9 protein-coding genes are annotated in these 20,018 nt (G+C 49.5%); 8 read left to right on the top strand and 1 reads right to left on the bottom strand.

Annotated features, from left to right (window positions below; translation table 11 throughout):
- The first annotated feature begins 410 nt into the window (after positions 1 to 410).
- The 6 genes from TRESADRAFT_RS07265 to TRESADRAFT_RS07290 all read left to right on the top strand — a co-directional run bounded on the left by TRESADRAFT_RS07265 (position 411) and on the right by TRESADRAFT_RS07290 (position 14,111).
- Positions 411 to 12,131 carry an Ig-like domain repeat protein gene (locus TRESADRAFT_RS07265; RefSeq protein ID WP_141607246.1) on the top strand — a complete coding sequence of 3,907 codons (11,721 nt, stop codon included), beginning with the start codon at positions 411 to 413 and terminating at the stop codon, positions 12,129 to 12,131.
- 158 nt (positions 12,132 to 12,289) lie between these two features.
- Positions 12,290 to 12,445, top strand: a complete 156-nt coding sequence (locus tag TRESADRAFT_RS16245; protein ID WP_159100041.1) for a hypothetical protein — start codon at positions 12,290 to 12,292, stop codon at positions 12,443 to 12,445.
- On the top strand, positions 12,438 to 13,010 hold the full coding sequence (locus TRESADRAFT_RS07275) for an N-acetyltransferase (RefSeq protein WP_002704328.1): 573 nt from the start codon (positions 12,438 to 12,440) through the stop codon (positions 13,008 to 13,010). Before TRESADRAFT_RS16245 ends, TRESADRAFT_RS07275 begins: the two co-directional genes overlap by 8 nt.
- Positions 13,011 to 13,204: 194 nt before the next feature.
- On the top strand, positions 13,205 to 13,420 hold the full coding sequence (locus TRESADRAFT_RS07280) for a DUF3791 domain-containing protein (protein ID WP_002704329.1): 216 nt from the start codon (positions 13,205 to 13,207) through the stop codon (positions 13,418 to 13,420).
- Complete coding sequence (locus TRESADRAFT_RS07285; protein WP_002704330.1) at positions 13,417 to 13,911, top strand: DUF3990 domain-containing protein; 495 nt, start codon at positions 13,417 to 13,419, stop codon at positions 13,909 to 13,911. Before TRESADRAFT_RS07280 ends, TRESADRAFT_RS07285 begins: the two co-directional genes overlap by 4 nt.
- The gene (locus TRESADRAFT_RS07290; protein WP_002704331.1) at positions 13,908 to 14,111 is read left to right on the top strand and encodes a DUF3791 domain-containing protein; all 204 of its coding nucleotides are present in this window, start codon (positions 13,908 to 13,910) and stop codon (positions 14,109 to 14,111) included. Before TRESADRAFT_RS07285 ends, TRESADRAFT_RS07290 begins: the two co-directional genes overlap by 4 nt.
- Positions 14,112 to 14,261: 150 nt before the next feature.
- On the opposite strand, the gene TRESADRAFT_RS07295 is transcribed toward TRESADRAFT_RS07290, so the two are convergent.
- Positions 14,262 to 15,500 (bottom strand): hypothetical protein, encoded by a 1,239-nt coding sequence (locus tag TRESADRAFT_RS07295; RefSeq protein ID WP_002704332.1) that lies wholly within the window; start codon positions 15,498 to 15,500, stop codon positions 14,262 to 14,264.
- A 498-nt stretch (positions 15,501 to 15,998) separates the two neighbouring features.
- Between TRESADRAFT_RS07295 and TRESADRAFT_RS07300 the strand changes: the two genes are divergently transcribed.
- Positions 15,999 to 18,461 (top strand): putative glycoside hydrolase, encoded by a 2,463-nt coding sequence (locus tag TRESADRAFT_RS07300; protein ID WP_002704334.1) that lies wholly within the window; start codon positions 15,999 to 16,001, stop codon positions 18,459 to 18,461.
- Positions 18,461 to 19,903 carry a tRNA uridine-5-carboxymethylaminomethyl(34) synthesis GTPase MnmE gene (mnmE, locus tag TRESADRAFT_RS07305; RefSeq protein ID WP_002704336.1) on the top strand — a complete coding sequence of 481 codons (1,443 nt, stop codon included), beginning with the start codon at positions 18,461 to 18,463 and terminating at the stop codon, positions 19,901 to 19,903. The genes TRESADRAFT_RS07300 and mnmE overlap by 1 nt, the downstream gene beginning before the upstream one ends.
- The last annotated feature ends 115 nt before the right edge of the window (positions 19,904 to 20,018 follow it).

Genomic DNA, 20,018 nt, shown 5'->3' on the forward strand with positions numbered 1-20,018 from the left:
CCGAAAATAATATAAGATATATATTTGAAAGTTATCATATTTCCCGTGCTTTTTGTTGTTGGATACAACATATTTCTTATTTGCGCCCATTGTTTTGATTCTTGAGTGACAAAGACAATATGGAGTTTTGTTTTTCTTGCAATTTCAAAATGTAATGCATCGGGATGATTTTCGGTGTGCTTTTATAAAAAATCTGACATTTGCGGACTAAGGCAAGGATGTCTGCTCCAAATGGGGCGATTTCCTCGCTTTGTCGCACCTGTTCGGAAAATTGAGTGTCTGAGCGGGGGAAAAACGTTGCTCAAAGCCGCGCAGATATAGCAGTTTGAATTCGCCAAGCTGCGCAGTTGCGGCGTTGACGTACGGATTCGTTATTTTGGAAACGGGGGATTTCTTCCGCTTTTGAGGATATGAGTGAGTTTTTTATGGATGATATGGTGATGAAGATGTTCAGGAAGATTTCGGCGTCAGTTGCATGTTGTGTTTCTCTTTTCGCGGTCGCGGGCTGCGATGTCGGTTTGGGCGAGTCGGTGGACACGTCGGCGCCGACGCTATCAATCGAATACCCGCCGATTGCGGCTGTCATAAAGGATACGTTCGTTCTTTACGGCTCGTGCGATGACGACAAAGATGTCGCGTCCGTTTCCGTGCAGGTTGTGAACACGGAGACGAAGGAAGTCGTGGACATGCTGAATGCGACGATAGACGCGGGCGGAAAATCATGGCGCGTCGATGTGAACCCGTATATCGAGGAAACGGGGAAATACAAATATCTCGACGGAACATACCAGTTCAGCGCGAGCGCGGTTGATGGCGCGGGGCACTCGTCCGGCGAAAGCTCGCGCACGTTCGACCTCGACAACACCGCGCCAGTGTTCATCATATCGAAGCCGGGCGTCGTAAAAAGCGAGAACCTCAAGCCGTCTGCATACGGTTCCGTGTTCACGATTGACGGAACGATTGCCGACAACCACACGATTTCCCTCATGGACGTCAAGATTTTCGATGAGAACGGGAATGTTGTCTCTTCCGAATCATACGATGACGGAACAATCGGCGAATTCTTCCGCGAGGAGGAGATTGCGACTGCCGGCGGAACGAGCGTGACGATTGCGCAGAGCGGAAACGACCGCTACTCGAAACTGTACAACGACGCGACAAGCAAGGATGCCGAAGGAACGGCGCGCTACTATGCGGAAATTTCTCTGTGCGACAACGCGCAGGTGTACAACGAGCCTGTGTCCGGCGAGCGCTCCGTCGTTTCGGCTGTGATAAACGACAAAGGAAACAAAACGTCGGTCGTGTATCTGTACGACGACGTTTATTCTGAGCTGATGAGCGCGAAGAAGGGAATGGGACTTTCCGCTGCCGATTTGAAGGACATTATCAGCGGAACGTATTCGGGAACGGCGGACAAAGAGAACGTTCGCCAGATTCTTTCCGAAAAGGCGAAGGACACCGCGGCTTCCGATAACGACGGGAACAGGCTCTCGTTCTCGCTGAACCCGGATGCGAACCCGACCTACACCGTGAACAGCTTCGCGTTCAATTTCGATGCCGACGCGACAGTGCAGAGCGCGTCTTCTGGAAATTCGCTAACGGTGACGATTCAGGCGGGCTTGGACAACACGAACATCGCCCCCGAATGCGTCAAGGTCTGGATAAAGGAATTCGATTCGCGCCCGACTGACTCCGACGAAATCGAAAGTCAGATAAGCGATTTGTGGAAGACCGTGAAGAACGCCGGGGAGACTGAATTCACCGAGGGTGAGAAGACCGGCGACTGGCTCCTCATCTACGACTACTCGAAGCACAACGAAAAGGGAAGCTCCGTTTCGACGGAGACATTCTCCGCAACGCTTCCCGCGGGTGTCATAAAGCTCGAAAAATTCTACATTGTCGCCGTCACTGGAACGGACGTGGACGACGTTGAATTCTCACAGAAGCAGAAATTCGGATTCGAGGGAAACGAGGCCGGCGTGCCTCCGAACCCGGTCATCGAAACGCCGGAGAATCTTTCAATCGTCGCCTCAACAGCTCAGGCCGACCTTGAATTCACGGGAACTGCCGTCGTCAAAAGCTCTTCTCTCTTCGTTCAGAAACTCACCGCACGCCTCACAGTCACAGACGAGACTACCGGCGAATCTGTCGGGGAAGCCACCGAGACAATCAGCTGCGAGCTTGATTCGAACAACAGAAAGACGTGGACCGCGAACGAGGCTCTCTTCTTCGATTCTGCCGACAAATGGCACTTCGTCCCTGAAAAACTCGCCAACTACAGCGCAATCGCTGCCGCCAGAGAATCCGGCAAAATGTATCTCTACACGCTCACGCTCGAAGCGAAGTCGTCGTCGGGACACACGGCGGAGACGAGCCGCAGCGTCCATGTTGACACGACGCTCCCGGCAATCTCAATCTCCTCTGCGGAACCGCGCGTGGAACTTTACGAGCCGCTCGGAAACGACCTCAAAGACAAGTACATCTATTTGAACGGAACCGTCACCATAAAGGGAAGCATCGAGGAGCAGAACCTTTCCGAAGTTACTTACGACATCTGGGCGAGCACGGACTTGACCAAGGAACTTTCAGAAGCCGATTCAATCTTCAAGCTGGCAGAGTCGAATGCGACTATAAAAGCCGCGCTTGAAAACGCGGGCTTGGACAAATCCCTCGGAAAGGTCTATTCGATTAGCCAGGAATTCAAGACGTCTCTCATCTCGAACCTCTTCGCCACGTCGGAAAACCGCGACCCGATGATAAAAGTCGAGGTCGTTTTGATGGCGGAGGACAACGCCGGAAACAAGACGACATACTACGCGTCGAAAGACCCGATTTTGAACGGAAAGACGGACACTGTTGACGGAAAAGCCTTCGTAATCTATCAGGAGACCGACCGCCCGATAATCACACTTGAAAACGCAAACTCGGCTGTCTCCGCTGAAAATCAAATCAACGACAAGGTGAACCTCTTCGGAACTACGAGCAACAACCGCCTGCAGGTTTCGTTCGAGGACGACGACACGATAGACACAATCTGGGTGACTCTCTACGACAAGGACGGAACCGTTCTTGAAGACGACAAAGTTTATGACTTGTACTCGAATCCGTTCAAAACCCAAATCGGAAAATCGACATACACGCTGAACTACCAGCTTCCGAGCGCGGAGGGCACCTACAAAGTTCGAATCGACGCGTTCGATTCCGGCTCGGACATTCCGGCGGACGTGAGCGGAATCGATTCTAGCGACCACAACATCAGGTCTGTGCAGCCGTTCCTCATCGCAATCGACTCAGGCGCGCCGCAGATTAAAGTTTCTTCTCCCGACAACGAATCCTACACGAACAAGGCGGGCGAGGAAGGAAAATTCTCACTTGCAGGAACTGTCTCTAAAAAATTGGAGACCAAAATCGAATGTTCTGTGGCAAAAGCCGACGGAACTGAAGTCGATTCTTCTGCCTACACATTCGAATATTCAATTGCGGATGCGAAAAACTCTTCCGGAACTTACGACTGGACTGGTTCAATCATTCTACCGTCAACTGACGATTTGTACACGCTCACGCTCACGGCAAGCGACAATTACAGCCAGAAATCTTCTGTGGACTTGAAACTCGGTCTCGACACCCAAAAACCGGTCTGGAGCGGAGACGACTTCAAGGTCGGCGGAAAAGCGTTCGCTTCTGGCGCGAACCACACTTGGTACAAGTCTTCTACGCTGCAGTTCGAGGGAAAATTTGCTGAAAGCGGAAGCGGAATCGACCATGTTGAATACAGCGTAACGAAGGCCGGCGAGACTGAACCTGTTTCCGACTCGTTCGCTCCGAACACGGACGGCTCTTTCAAGCAGAATCTGGGCGAATTCATCGCGAAGGTGACGGACGACGCGGCTACCGCAAACAAAATCAAATTCGTTGCCGTGGACAAAGCCGGAAACGCAAGCGACGCTACGGAATTTGAAATCTTTATTGATTCGGAAGTTCCGACTGTAAGTTCTGAGCTTTCTGGAAGCCAATACTCGAACAAATCTCTTCCAATCACCGTAACGGGAACTTCGGAGGATGATTCTTCAGGCGTTGCGTCTGTGGAACTTACCGTAACGGAAAACGGAAAGAGTGACGTTAAGACTACGGTAACGGCTTCTCCTAAAACGAGCGGCGGAACTCTTGACGCTTGGACTGCAACGATTCCGGTTGACTTCCTTTCGACTCTCGAAAACAAGACTTACGCCGTAAAGGCGAGCGTCACCGACAAGGCCGGAAACAAATCCACATCGAAGCTTTTCAGCATCGACGTGGACGCAGAAAAGCCTACTATAAAGAACGTTTCGCTTTCGGACGGGGGAGGCACATACAGCGTCTACGAGACAAGCGAAAAAATCGACGGCGCGGACAAAACCGTTTACTACATCCACAGCGGAAACAACTTCCTTCTTTCAGGCTCCGTCCAGGACTCGAAGTCTGGAATCAAGTCGATTGTGGTCAATGACGGCACGAACGACATCGTTTCTCAAATCGACGGAAAGGACGTTACGGCCCTTCCTGTGACGCTCGACCTTTCAAACTATGCTTCGGCAGGCTCTGTCACTCTCAAGATTACAGCGACGGACAACGCAGGAAACACTGAATCTCAGAATGTTCTCGTAAAAATCGACGACATCGCGCCGAAAGCCCTCCACGCAATCGACGCGAAGCAGAAGGACGTGTTCTTCCGAATCGGCGAGAACGACAACGACGACATTGAGACGCTCACAGACTTGGACAAGGACGTTGGCGGAAAATACGCCGAAGGAACATACGGAAACTCGAAGACGATAAAAATCCGCGGAACTTTGAGCGACACTGGAAGCGGAAATTCGATGATTTACTACAAAGTCATCTCCGAGACTGATTTGGCGGGAGTTTCCGAAGCTGATTTGCAGACAAAACTCAACGAAAAGGCGGATGACTTCCTCCAAAACTACAAGACGGACAAAACCGGCTATTTCGCTCCTGGAGTCATAGCTTCCGACGCAAAACGCCGCGTATTCTACACAGGTGCGCTCAAGAACGCAGACGGCGAATCGACTTCGTTCAGCACGACCTCAGGCGAGTACAAGGATTTTGTCTCTAATCTCGGAACTTTGAGCGGAAGCACAAAATCTTACGCGACCGTGGAATCGAACTACAATTCCGTCCTCTCTGGATTCAGCACGGGAAAGAACTACCTTATCCTCGTCGCTGTCGACAACGTTGGAAACGCGGCACTCGACTTGGTGAAGGTGGGCGACACTACATACAGCAACGTTTCCCTGAACGTGGACGAGACAACGCCGGACGCAAGTTCAAGCGTTGCAGGACTCAAATACACGAACAAAAAGGGCACGATGGCTCTGTCTGGAAAAGCGAGCGACGCGGATTCCGGCCTCTACAGCATCACGCTCAAGCAGGGAACGAAAGAAATCGTCTTGAAGAACGACGCAACCGGCGGAACGGCAACGAACGAAAACGGAACTCTCACAATCGAAAAGACCGACGATAAGGACAACGAATGGACATGGACTGCGACCGTGAACAACGACAAATTCTTTGCGGGCGCAAGCGGCACTGTTTCTGTTTCACTCGAAGCGAAGGACTGCGCGGGCATTGGAAACACCAAGTCAATCAATGTCGCGACTGTAATCGTCGATGAGCAGCTCGACAACATCACTCTCTCGTCACCGACGGACGCTGATTCCGAGACGGCTGGAACTCAGGTGAACGGCACGATTACGCTCGAAGGCACAATGAGCGACGCGAACGTTCTTCCGGCAAACGCAATCACGCGAATTGAATACAAAAAAGCAAGCGACACTGCTTGGACAGAGGCTTCTACAACGACAATGCCGAATCTCGCATTGAGTGGAAGCTACACGTTCAAAGTCGAAGGCTTCGACACGACAAAACTTTCTGACAACACTGAATACCAGCTTCGCGCGGTGGGAACGGACTCTGCCGGAAACGTGAAAGAATCGGGCGCGGTGAGCATCAAGGTCGCTCAGGATTCGGACAGACCGAAGGTGAAGATAAATAATCTTACTCCAAACGGCGATTCATTTATTCTCATGTACGGAAATAATGCTCAGGTAAACGGAATCATTTCTGACGACGATTCAACGAGCGGAAATGTCGTAAAAGAATTCTACATGACGGAGAATCCTGTTACTGCGACAAAGAATGATGACGGAACATATTCTGTAATCGAAACTCTTTCTGATAATACGACACGCACAGCCGAAAATAAGGTTCTTTCTTCTTCATGGAAGGCCTCTACAGGTGAATTTACATTTGAGCCTTCTGATAAAGACGATGGCTTGAAGCACTTCTATATTCTCGTAATCGATAACGGTGGAAAAATCTTCTATACGACTGCAACAAAAGCTGGCGCAACCGCAGGAACAACTGTTGCTGACACACTTGCATTGCCAAAAATTACTGTAACAAAGGCTGAAAGCACGGCAGAGTCGTTGAACAGTTCTGTGTTCAATTACAGTGCAGATGGAAAGAACCCGACCGTAGAACTTATGGAAGGAGTTCCGTATGCTGCAAATGAAGAAACTGCTGCGCCGGCTAAGGACGACAAGGGTGTTGCTTATGAACTTTCAACAGCAGAGAAACCGACAACGAACGCAACTTTAAATTCAAGCTTTAAGGTTGGTGGAGTTGAACGCAGGTACGTTAAATTCTACTTTACGGCAAACGACGCAAGCGGAGTTGCGGGTATAACGGTTGAGTTCAAAGACGAGAAAGGTAAATCTCTCAAAAAACTTGCTACGGCTGCAAAAATTGGTTCTGTAGATACCGGCTGTGAGGCTAACGGAACATTCGTTGGCTCTGACAATAAAGATACAAATGCAACGTGGACAACTGATTTTGTGGACCTCAAGGACTTCGGAGATGTTGCATGCCAGATTTCTGTTTCGATAACTCCTTACGATAAGGCTGGCCTTGCGGGTAACGGTTCATGCAACTTCTACGTTGACAATATGCCGCCGAAGATTGAAAAAATCGAGCCGAAAATAGATTCGGAAGTTTCCGGCGACGTTGAGATTTCTGGAAACGCAAGCGATGAAGGCGTTGCTGGTACAGCAAACATCCAGTGGCTCGTTCCTGATACAAACCAGGTAACAGCGTATAATGCAGCTGAGGATAAAACTGCATACCTCAATAAAACTTCCTTGAATTGGAACGGTGGTGTAGACTCTCTCGAAAAGGATTCAACCGTAACTTCTTGGAAGTTTGTTTTTGACGGAAAATATAATGAAGGGGCGTCAACTCCAACAGAATTCAAATTCAAAATCGGAAACCCGAGCCTTACTGTTTACGACGATGAGAAGTTTGCGGGCAATAATATTACAGCCGACGGAATTTACACATTGCCAATCTGGTTCAAGGCTACGGACGCACTGGGGAACACGTCTTTTGAAACGTCATACAAGTACAAGCACAACCCTGACGCAGACAAGCCGAAACTTGAATTCTCATATCCGACAAAAGAAAACTACAAGTCGGAAACTGACCAATATGCGGTTCTCGGCGGAACAATCCGCGTAACAGGTTCTGCAATCATTCCATCAGGAAAGACTACGGTAAACTCAATTTACTATCAGATTGCAGACGCAGACGCTTCAGCAACTTTCGGCGAAACTGATAAAACAAGAGCGGAAGCAACTTACGGATTAAAAGTTGTAAGCGTATACGATGTCATCAACAAGATTCGCGGTACTACAACGTACTCGAAAGATTCTTCACTGTCTGAAGAGTTCATAAAGGGACTTGGCTTCAAGTCTAAAACCGAAATTGACGCATGGTGGGGAATCGAGGCAACTGGAACGGCTTCATGGAACTTTAAGCTCAACGAAGACGGAAAACTGAATCCATCAACTGGAACCAATGATATTACACTCCGTGCCTGCGGTGTAAACGCGGAAGGAAAATTCGGTGCATGGACAAGCGGTGACAACGAGATTGCAATCCATATAGACAAATCTGCTCCAGTAATTACGGCATCTGTCAATAAATACGGTGACGGAAAGACAGCTCTTGGTGCAAAACCGACAGCAGAACCGACTTCAATCCTGCCGTACGACGCAGATATGTACTTGAAGGGAAACTGGACTCTTGTCGCAACCTTGCTTGACGAATCAGGGCTTTCTGGAACTACGCCATACAGCGTAATGAAGGGCGACTCTTCACTTGCGGCTGGTACAGGTTACTTCGTCGAGGAAAATGTCTCTAAGGAATTCACAAATTCTGACGGAACGACGACTACAAAAACTGGTGTGCGGCTCTACATTCCGATTCCGAAAGATTTGGATTCTGCTGAGATTACGGTCAATGCAAGCGACACTGACCACACATCAACACAGAAATTCAGCTTTAAGATTGACGAGACTGCTCCGACTTTGGACAAACTCACAGGAAACGGACTTGGCTTTGACGAAACGAATGAATCAAAGAAGTTTAAATCTATAGAAGATTCAAACTACAGGTTCACAATTTCAGGCTCTTCTTTCGATTCAGTTTCCGGTGTAAAGAACATCGTGTTCTACTACATGAGAAAGAACGGCGAAACTGGAACAATTGCTGAAAACGTTGTTATGGATCCGATGAGCTGGAATAACGCGCCGGCAAGCAAAGTCAAAATGGATGGCACAGTAAAGGCTATTCCGTTTACTCAGGGCAACGATACATATTACCTCTACGCAAAATCGTACTCCGGTTCTGCGACAACCGACACTTTCACTTCTGACACGGCTTATGACGCTCATGTACGGCTTGGAGGACTTGTTTATATTGACGGCGTTCTCAGAACAATTACAGGAAAAACTGGAGAGACAGTAACTTTCACTCCATCACTTTCTGAGGCAAAGACCAGCGTTACCGCGGACTTCCCGATTGCACAGGTAATCGACAACTCAGCAAGCGAAAAAATCGAGAGCTATTCCGGCGATACGTTTACTTTTGAGTCGGGAGACGACGGCGACGGAATGCCTGAGTCATTCTCTAAGTCTGCAAGCACATGGACCTGGGATGCGGCAATCCGCTCAAACAACATGCCTGACGGCCCTGTTTCTCTCGTAATCCTTGCCTTCGACAATGCGGGCAACGTGGCTGGAAGAACGATAAACACCAAGATTTCAAACAACGCACCGCGCATCGCAAAAGTCTTCCTGGGAACAGACTTGAACGGCGACGGAAACTACACAAATTCTTCTTCAATTGAGGAACTTGTTGAATACGATATCCTTGGTGCGGAAGGAACAGAAAAGTCTGCTTACGAGCTTGACTTTACTGCCACAACGACTGTAAAAAATGTTGCAACGCCAAAATTCAAGAATGGTATCTTCACGATTAAAAACGGTCTTGCAGTTGTTCCGGAATTCGTCGGCGGAAACGGCGAAATCGGCATGGTTCTGAATAACGCGGCAACTTCAAAGGCTGTCGTTACAAAAGGAACTGCAAGCACAACATGGTATGCAAAAACTTCGGCTGGCTCTGTCGTAACAACTACTGATTCTGAAAACAACGCGGTGGCTACGGCTTCAAAGAGCTTTACAGGAACTGTCGCAGGAACGCTCAAAGGAACGAATGCAAGTTACAAGATGTACTCTTATGTCGTAGCCAAAGATGATGTCGGTAGTGATGCCGATTCAAAAGGCATGTCGTTCACCTTCTGGGATTCTACGGAAGAGACAACTCAGGGAACAAGTTCTCAGAATGCGGTTCTCTACGTCAAGAATTTCAAGGTTGCTCAGAGCGATTCAACGCCTCCGACTGTTGTCGTTAATCCGTTCTATTGGGCTTCTGCAGAAGACAACTCTCTCTATGGCGGCTCAAAAGCAAACGGACACGTTGAACTGGAAGCAGACTGGACGGCACTTGCTTCAGATAACACAACACCTCTCACAGGCTGGGACAAAAAAGGCGTGAAGGGCGGAACATATCTCGACTCTGACCCGAAAGTTTCAGGTAAGATCCGCTTTACAGGAACTGCCTACGACAACTACAGGCTCGGCTCAATCAGCTTCAGTTTCGGAGACTTTAAGACAGGCCAGCTGGTTGCCGAGTACAAGAAAGTTGGCGATGTAATGAAATGGGTTATTACTTCATCAACAATCGGTGACGGTTATGTCTTCGCAGTTAACGACACAACATTGGATGAAGACGGCAACAAGGTTTATCACGGTCACTACAGTGACACTGCATACTTCGGTCAGGCCGGTCACAAAGTATACTGGACTCTCGACATTGACACTGAAAAAATCTCAACTGCTGCGGATAAAGACGTTTCTCTTACCGTCACTGCAAAGGATGCTGCAAATAAAGAGACAAGCACAACTTCAATCACAGCTCCAACCGTAACTAACGGCAAGCGAACTGTAACAGACGGAACAACAAACTTCCCGGTTTATGTAGTGGATGTCGTTCCGTATATTACGGGAATAGAGAACAAGGTCGGCGACGCATACAAGAAAGATTCTTCTGTATTCGGCCGCTCTGCCACAGGCTCTTATCCGGTTTACTATTATAGTGATACACAGCGCGAAACTTTCACTGTAAACGGCTTCAACTTCGGCTCTTCTCCAAGCGTAAGCGTGAACGGTGGTACTGCGACAACAGGAAACACTGTAAATGTCACAAGCGCGATGAATTCAGGCGAAGTTGTCGTAACTGTGGGCGGAGTTTCTTCTCTGAACAACAAGAACAACAACGACGCGAAAGGCTCTTACGACGCAGAAAACACAAGCGGCTACGACAAGTACAAGAACTACTACAACCGCCAGCCGAACAACGTGAACAACTCTACTCTCACCGACGATTGCAAGGTTGCGGTATGGAATGTGAAGCAGGTGGTAAGTAATAAACTTGTTCGTTATCCAAACATGCGTGTGAATGCAAGTGGACAAATTGCATTTATCTATGATTCTGGAAATGACAAGGTAAGAGCGTATAAAGATGGAGATGACTTTGAAATTGGTTACTCATGGAGCCAGTGGTTTGATACTGCTGTTGCTATAGACAAGGATGGCAATTTCTATGGATCTTCGATGAATGGTGATACAGCCGCAGGCGGTAATGCAACATATGCAGGAGCTGATGCGAATAACTTATTCTTTGCAAATAATACAAAGTACACAGATTCGCAATATGCCTATGATTCCTCAAATAATGGTCTTGCAATAGAAAGTGGAACCTATGATGGAACTTTCTATGGAACAAGAGTTCGTAATCCAAAAATTACAACTGATAAAAACAATGCACTTTATATGACATATTATGACAGTGCTACAGGGCAGTTAAAGTTCCGTTATGGAACTGGTGCAGGAAATGGTGCAATTATGAGTCATGTATATACCCAGGGACGAAGAACTTATAATAATTCATCGGCTCCTAATTATCACATTATAGCAGGTGGTTCAGATAAAACATTTACGGATTACTCTGTGGTAAAAACAGACAACGCTTCCCGTGCCGGTGAATACAGCGCAGTCGGTGCTACAAATGAAACAACGCCTGCTGCTGTAGTTGTCTGGTACTCAGAAGCAGACCAGGGATTGTATTACACCTACAACAAAACGCCTTCAGATTCTTCCGGCTGGTCTAACGCAGTTGAAATCGACGACAACTTTGTCGGATGGTATGTTGACCTTGTTGTTGACGGCGCAAACGGAGTCCACATCGCATACTACGACGCTTCAAACGGCGACTTGAAATATGCGTATGTCCAGGACTACACGAACCCAGCTGCCGTAAAGACGATGACCGTTGACTCGTACCTTTCAAGCGGCACGAACATCAGCATCAGCGTCAAGAAAGTCGGAAGCGATTATGTTCCGTACATTTCAAGCTTCATGAGTTCGTTCAACAAGACTTCGTACACCGTGCGAACTGCATGGATTACGGACGGCTCATTGCTCAAATCAAAGACTGCCGATGAACTCAAAGGCGTAGACGGCAACGACGACTTCACCGGCGTTTGGGAAGTCATGACAGTTCCACTTGCTTCAACATCAATCCCGCTCGATTACAGCGTAGGTATCGGTATCAAGAGCAACCAGCCAATACTCGGCTACGGCACTCAGAACGGTCTCGAAACCGCAACGCTGAAATAGCTCATTTTCCCTTGCTTCGGTTGCCGAGCGTCGGTTACCGAGCGTAGTCGAGGTAAGTCGAAGCAAGGAAAAATCACCGCTGCAAAGTTCTGCGTGCCTTGAAAATTCCCGCATTGCAGAGTATGTTGTTGGTAGAAAAAATACATGGAGGTCATATCATGGCAATTGTAAAACCTGTTCAGCCTTCTGTTGTGAACGATGTAAAAATTTGGAAACAAATTTTGCAGGCTGTATTGAAAAAACCAACAGCTTCCCAAATTCAGTCGGCGAAACTGCGTTCGGAGCGTTTTAAGAAGGTTTCAGCCAATGCTTGATTTGTTGGTTGATGATGTCTCAGAAATTCTCACAATTGAAAAACTGTCAGCGGAAAATTTGAATGACAGTTTTTCTGTTTTAAACGAGTTTGAAGAGTACAAGACCTTTTTGTACAACGATGCGCTGAATTATCAGGAAATGTTCATATCAAAGACTTATCTACTGATTGAAAAATCCACAAGAAGTATAATCGCCTATATTTCACTTGCGGCAGATACTGTTGCCTTGAATCCAAGAGAAAAGAAGAAATTCGGAATGGATGACATACCATTTATGTTTTTGCCTGCGCTGAAGATTACGAAACTTGCAGTTGCCTGCGGTTATGAAGAGCAATATGCCCATGTCGGATCTTTTTTAATTGAGTTTGCATGTGACAAAGCTTTTTCCGTAAACAATGATTTCTTTTCTTGCCGAATCGTTTCTGTTGATGCTGATGTCGAACATAATCCAAATGTAATAGAGTTTTATAAAAAGAATGGATTTCAGCCAATGAAGAGCAATATCTACAAGCGAAAATTTCCCTTACGAACAAAAATCGTAGGTATGTGGCGAGATATGCTTTAGCACCTCGACTGTAGCCTCTCTTTTCTCACTTCTGTTGTTGAGCGTCGGTTGCCTCGGTTGCTGAGCGTAGCCGAAGCAAGCGAAGCAATCCAAAATCACCGTTGTAGCCCGCTCTTGCATGGAAAATCCCCCTGCGCAGGCGTTTTTTTTCAAGTGTGCTATAATTTGATAAACGAGAACGAGGAGGAAAAATCATGAGCGATAAACAGATAGAGTATTCAGTTTTCTGCATTGAAAATGTAGCCAAAGAGCTTGGCAAAACTGGCTCTGAATTATTCCAGATTCTCAATTCTTCAGGTTTGTTGCATTCTTATATCATACCTTCTTATGAAGCCTTGCATACGCAGAGTAAGCAATATATCGTAGATGAAATTATTTCAGTTCTAAAAGAAAGGAATCTTGTTGCATGAAGCTTTATCATGGTTCAACGGTAATCGTAGATAGACCTCTTGTTTCTTATGGACGCAACAATCTGGATTTTGGAAATGGCTTTTATACAACGAACTTGAAAAGTCTGGCTGAAAAATGGGTGCAGCGTTTTATTTCGCTCGGCAAAAAAGGAATTATCAACATCTACAATTTTGATGACACAGAAATTCAAACAAAATGCCGTTATAAGAAATTCCCGGAGTATAACGAAGAATGGCTGGATTTCATACTTGCCTGCCGTTCTGGTTCAAAAGAATATTCGAATTATGATGTCATAGAAGGCGGAATTGCAAATGATAGAGTTTTCAATACCATCGAACTTTATTTTTCAAATCTCATCGATAAAACAACAGCCCTGCAGCGTCTTAAATTTGAAAAGCCTAATAATCAGATTTGCTTTGTAAATCAAGATGTAATGGACAACGTTCTACGCTTTGAATCTAGCCACGAAGCAAAAGGAGTTGAAAAATGACAGCCGATTCAACACTTTTGCAGATGAAATATGCGCGCATAATTTCTTTGCTTGCTAAAAAAGCGAATATTGATGCAGAAAAAGCTTTGGAGCTTTTTTACAAATCAAACACCTACATGCTTATGAGCAAAGGCATCAGTGATTTCCATTGTTTAAGTGATGACTATCTTGCAGAAGAAATCTTGCTTGAACAAAAATAGTAATTGCGCAGCAACGACGACTTCACCTTGCAGCCCGCCCGCGCAAGGAAAATCCCCCTGCGTGGGCGGGCTGTTTTTTGTTGGATGATAAATCAAATGTGCGGGAAAATCCTACTTCTCCCGCTTTCCCGCAAGCGCGCGGGATTTTTTTTATTTCTCGTAAAGAATTTTTGCGGCGATTTCTTCGACGACCTGCTTCTGCTCCGCATTTGTGAGGGCGCAGTCCTTTGAAAGGCCGGGGAGGGGAGCGTTCGTGGCGGCAACCCAGCGGCGGGTTTCGCTTGCCTGCTTGTCGGGCGTGCGGCAGCGCGCGAGGACGGGGGCAAGCCCTGTCTGGCGCGACATTTTTTCCTGCGTTTCGGTGGAGACGAGCGCCGATATGATTTCCTTCACGTCGGAGCGGTTCGCCATCGGAATTGCCTTGATGACGTTCGCGGTGAATCTGCGGTCGGCGGGGCTTGTGCGCGACGGGAAATATATCGTGCTGAACCGCGCAATCGATTTCTGGTTCGTGGCGCGGTGGTCGTCCAGGCTCATGAACGCGACTTTCACGATTCTCGCCTGTATGAATGCGTTGATGTCGTTTTTCGTCAGCGAGAACACGTTCGGGGGGATGAGGTTGTCGTTTTTGAGCGACTTGAGGAATTTCACCGCGTCGTAGAACGGGGCGTCGTCGGCGTCGCACAATTTCTGCGCAATCCTCGCCGCGTTGAATTTCTCCTCGCTCCGCACCCGCAGAAGCGACTTCGCTTTTTCGTAGTCGGCGGTCCCGTTTCGGCTCAGCGCTTCCGTCAACGCGCCCATCAAATCGAGGACGGTGCTCGGGTCTTTTCCCGCGAACGCGACGGGATATTCCGTCCCGCGGGCCTTCTGCCTGCGCGCGAATTCGACAATATCTTCCCACGTCTCGATTTTTTCCATGCCGGAATTCCTGAAATCGGTGTAATCGATTTCGATTCCGAAGAAATTTACGAGCATCGGTACGGAGACGACCGATTTTCCGCTTTCCCCGCCGAAAACGGTGCTTTCCCTCATCGAGGATGTCATGCCGTCGAAAATGTCCGCCGTTATGATTCCGCCGTCCTCCGCCTTTTCCGCCGCGAACAATTCCGATGTCCCCGATGACGTTATGAGGAGCGCTGGTTTCTTGATGAAATTCATCTGCGAGGAGAGAAGCTCGTCCCCGTCGAACGACATGAATTCATACTTGTTTTTCTTTCCGTCGAGAGATTCTTGCAGAATCTTCCTTATTTCCGCCTCGTCGCGCTCGCTCAAATTATGGAAAGCGATGATGTTCGTCTGCCTGTTTATGAACATGACTGTCCATACCGCCGCAATCGCAATAAGACTCATGATTACGGCTATGCTTATCTGTGTTTTTCTTTTCATATTCTTTTTCTTTGCCAACGTAAGACCTTTCCAAAGAAAGGCAACAAAACGCCTATTGTGACAATCGTAACAGAATCGTCAAAAAAAATCTCTCCCGCGCAGCCGCCTCCCGCAAACAAAACATCATTTTTGCCCCGCGCTCGCCCGCCCCAAAACAACGGAAAACGCTAATAAAACAAAGCGTGTCGCTTCATCTCATCAAGGCGCACACATGCGCAAGCACGTGCTGCGTTCGCACGCTACATGAAACAATGGAAAACGCTAATAAAACAAAGCGTGTCGCTTCCCCTCCGCAAGGCGCACACATGCGGTAAGCATGTGCTGCGTTCGCACGCTACATGAAACAACGGAAAACCCTCGTAAAACAAAGCGTGCGACAGGTTCAAGAATCTTAACATTGTGTCCGATATAATAGATATGCGCTTTTTGTCGATTTTTTCTTTTTTGATTTTCGCAGCCACCTCATGTTTGGCACCCTCCAAGAGCGAGGGCGTGGCTATGGCAGTGACGCCGCTTTCCGCGGATTCGGGAATCCAGATGCCGACGGGTCCGGCGCAGTCCGTCGCGGGGCTCTCGGATGGCGCGATGAGGGAATCGCCTTCGGCGGCGCAGGCGTTCATGATTGCGGGAACGACAAAAGGGCTCCTGAAAATATACGGAAACGGAAAGGCTGAATCCATCTGGAGCGAGGGCAGCGTCTTGAAAATCATAAAGACGGAGGAAAATCAGCAGTCCGGCGCGCCGTCTCCTCTCTGGTATTTTCTCACGACGGCGGGAATCGTGTCGTCGCGTGATTTGGTCAAATTCGAATACCGGAACGAGGGGCTTCCGTTTCTGACGATAAAGCAATACGACGGGAAGAACATATCGTTCTCCCGGCAGCCCGCGCAGCTCAAGGACCTTGCCGTCCATCCCGAGAATCCCGAAATTCTCGTCACATCGACAAAAGAAAGCGTATATCTGACGAAAGACGGCGGAAGAAAATGGGTTTCGATAAATTCGATGAGCAAGTCAACGAACGGAATAAAGGCGGTCGCCGTCGCGTCGATGAACCGCCCCGGGACCGGAAGCCCCGCCGCAAAAGGCGCCGACGGTTCCGTGAAGCCTGCCGTTCCCCCGCAGAAAGACCTCGTCGTTTTCATGGCGCACTCGATTTGCGGTTTCTCCTACTGCTATCCCGAAAAAAAGAATTTCGCGTGGAACGACGTGAGCCGCGGGTTTGAGGTCATCCAGACGTACACGTACCCGGACGAGATTTCCGACATTCTTCCCGTCGTCTTCACCGGAAGCGACGGATTCCCCGTGACGGAGGTTTTTGTCTCGCAGACGTTCATTCCGCGGCTCTACCGGTTCGACTGGAACGAAAAATGCGCGCGCCTCCTTTATTCGGGGACTGAGCCGGCGGACACGATTGACGGGCTTTTCTGGAACGGAAGCAAGCTTCTTTATTCTCGTCCCGGAGAAATTGCGGCGTACAATCCCGCGACTAAAAAGGGCGATTTCGTTCCCCCCGAATACGAGGAATGGAAGAAGTATTTCGGGATGATTGAGAGCGACAACACGCTCAACGCGGCGTGGATTCCGACTGCGGCAGACCCGTCGAAGGGAATCGCGCTTTCCGAACTGTGGCTTCTGTATCCGGAGACGGTCAACAACAAATACGCGTCCGTCGCCGATGACAGGAAGGCTATCTACGTTCAGGCGCACAAACTCATCACCGACAAGGGAATCGACTCGTACAAGAAAGTCATAAAAGAAAACAAGCTCGACGCAATCGTAATCGACATGAAGGACGATTACGGTTTCCTCCATTTCAAGCCGAAGGACAAGCTTCTGATAGAGAAGGGGACGGTGAGCACGAGCTACGCGCTCGACCTCGACCGTTTTGTCCCGCGGATGAAGGAGGACGGAATCTATCTCATCGCGCGAATCGTCACGTTCAAGGACAGGAGCCTGTCGAAATTCGACAAGCGGCAGTATGCCATCTGGGACAGCACGACGAACGCGCCGTGGAAGGGAATCTCGGGATACGACGAGAACGGCAGGCCACAGTATTACGACGAGGATTGGGTTGACCAGTATTCGCCCGAGGTCTGGGAGTATTTCGTCCATATCGCGCAGGAGCTTGTCGAGCGCGGGTTCGACGAGATTCAGTTCGACTACATACGGTTCCCGACTGACGGGCGGAATCTGAAGAACGCGACATACCGCTGGAAAAGCCCCGGCATGGACAAGGAATCGGCGCTCCTTTCGTTTTTGAGCTACGCGCGGAAGAACATAGACGCGCCTATCGGAATCGACATCTACGGCGCGAACGGATGGTACCGCTCGGGAACGCGGACGGGACAGGACGTTGAGCAGCTCGCCGAATACGTCGATATCGTCTGCCCGATGTTTTATCCGAGCCATTTCGGGCAGAACGACTCGAACTACGCGCCGTATACCGAGCGCCCCTACCGGATTTACTATTACGGAACGTATCGGAACACGGTAATCGGGCGGAACAAGATAATAATACGGCCGTGGGTTCAGGCGTTCTACCTTAACGTCAGGTATGACAGGCAGTATTACAACAAGAACTACGTCTCGCAGCAGATTTACGGCGTTCGCGATTCCGTTGACAGGGGATACATGTACTGGAACGGTCGCTGCGTCTACGATGATATATCGCCCGATGTGGGCAACACCCCATATTCCGGCCCGTCGTACGAGGCGTCGTCAAAATACAAAAAACCGGCGTTGAGCGGCGGAAAGCGCGACTTTTCCGAGGCTGTCATATCCGGAAAAATCTTGAAAGCTGATTCTGCCGAGGTGCGTGCGGAAAAAATGCGTTCCGCGCGTGAGGACGGAATTGCGCGGTGGGACAACGTGAAGGCGAAGGCCGAGTCGGAGGACGAGGGGCTGTTCCCCGCAATCGATGACATACGGAAGCTTATAACGCCGGGAGATTCTTCGTTCTGATGGAAAAGAGAGGATATACGCCCGAAGTTCCGATTGTTGCTGTGGCGACGGCTCTTTCTCCTGCCGCGCTCGGTATCATCCGCGCAAGCGGGAAGGACTGCATTGCGCTTGTCGCGAACGTTTTCTCGCGCCCGTCGGCTCTTCTTGACGCCGCGGGGAATTCGATTGTTTACGGCTGGATTGTTGACGGCGGGAAAAAAATTGACGAGGTTCTCGTTTCCGTCTTCCGGGCGCCGAAAAGCTTTACGGGCGAGGACATGGTCGAGATAAGCTGCCACGGCGGCGTTTCCGTCGTTACCGCAATCGACTCGCTTTTGCTGAGGAGCGGTTTCCGTCGTGCCGAGCGTGGCGAATTCACGTTCCGCGCGTACATAAACGGGAAAACAGACCTTACGCGGGCGGAGGCTGTCCGCGAGATTATCGACTCGAAGACGGATGCGTCCCGTTCCCGCGCTGTCGGGCGGCTTGCCGGAAACCTTTACGCCGCAATCGATTCCGTGAAGAACCTTATCGTCGAGACGATTGCCGACATCGAAGTCGAGATTGAGTATCCCGAGGACGAGGAGACGATTGTCGATTCGTTTGACGACGAAAAGCTCCGCCGTGCAGAGAAAATGCTCTCCGACCTCGCCTCTTCGTGGAAAAGCGAGAAGATTTACCAGGACGGCGCGCGCGTTGTTTTGTGTGGGCGTACGAACGCCGGAAAATCGTCGCTTTTCAACGCGCTTTTGAAGGAGGAGCGCGCGATTGTCAGCGACATCGAGGGAACGACGCGCGATTTCCTTGAGTCGTGGGTCGATTTCGACGGAATTCCCGCGCGGCTGTTCGACACTGCGGGGCTTCGCGAGACGGATGATTCGATTGAGGCGCGCGGCGTCGAGATTACCCGCGACTTGTCCGGGGATGCCGATGTTGTCCTGTATCTTGTCGATTCCTCCCGTCTTGAAAATTCCTCCGTGCTTTCTTGTGATGATTCCGATTTCCTTTTGTCGCTCGGCGTCGATGTCCGTTCCGCGACTGTCGGAAGCCTCTTCCGTGCGGAATCTGGTACGTTTTTTTCCTCGGCGTCGGTTCCGGTGATAATCGTCCTGACAAAATCCGACCTCAACCCGCTTTCCCTTTCCGAATGCGCGAATGTCGTCTCCGTCTCGTCCAAGAACGGCGGCGGAATTTCCGTGCTTTGCGAGCGCGTCCGGAAAACGCTTTCCTCGTCGTCGGAGCGCACAGGGGAGACGGGGCTTGGAAGCGAGCGCCAGAAGATGGCCGTCGAGGATGCCCTCTCGTCCGTCCGCCACGCGCTCTCGCTTTCCGCCGATTACGCGCTTGATGCCGTCGTGCAGGACCTTGAGGATTCCCTCGACGCGCTCGGCTCCGTCACCGGCGACGTCACCCCCGATGACATCCTCGGCTCAATTTTCAGCCGTTTCTGCGTCGGAAAATAGCCCCCGTTCCGCCCGCGCCCGCTCCAAAAAACGAATAACCCGCGTAAAACAAAACACCCCTTGCCGGGCGGAGCCCCGCTCCGCCGCGCTCGCTCCAAAAAGCGAATAACCCTCG

This window comes from Treponema saccharophilum DSM 2985 (assembly GCF_000255555.1).
Taxonomy (GTDB): domain Bacteria; phylum Spirochaetota; class Spirochaetia; order Treponematales; family Treponemataceae; genus Treponema_D; species Treponema_D saccharophilum.

Coding starts and splice junctions, on each gene's coding strand:
- TRESADRAFT_RS07285 (WP_002704330.1), top strand. CDS start 13,417: ATGAAGCTTTATCATGGTTCAACGGTAATCGTAGATAGACCTCTTGTT.
- TRESADRAFT_RS16245 (WP_159100041.1), top strand. CDS start 12,290: ATGGCAATTGTAAAACCTGTTCAGCCTTCTGTTGTGAACGATGTAAAA.
- TRESADRAFT_RS07280 (WP_002704329.1), top strand. CDS start 13,205: ATGAGCGATAAACAGATAGAGTATTCAGTTTTCTGCATTGAAAATGTA.
- TRESADRAFT_RS07275 (WP_002704328.1), top strand. CDS start 12,438: ATGCTTGATTTGTTGGTTGATGATGTCTCAGAAATTCTCACAATTGAA.
- TRESADRAFT_RS07300 (WP_002704334.1), top strand. CDS start 15,999: ATGGCAGTGACGCCGCTTTCCGCGGATTCGGGAATCCAGATGCCGACG.
- TRESADRAFT_RS07265 (WP_141607246.1), top strand. CDS start 411: ATGAGTGAGTTTTTTATGGATGATATGGTGATGAAGATGTTCAGGAAG.
- mnmE (WP_002704336.1), top strand. CDS start 18,461: ATGGAAAAGAGAGGATATACGCCCGAAGTTCCGATTGTTGCTGTGGCG.
- TRESADRAFT_RS07290 (WP_002704331.1), top strand. CDS start 13,908: ATGACAGCCGATTCAACACTTTTGCAGATGAAATATGCGCGCATAATT.
- TRESADRAFT_RS07295 (WP_002704332.1), bottom strand. CDS start 15,500: ATGAAAAGAAAAACACAGATAAGCATAGCCGTAATCATGAGTCTTATT.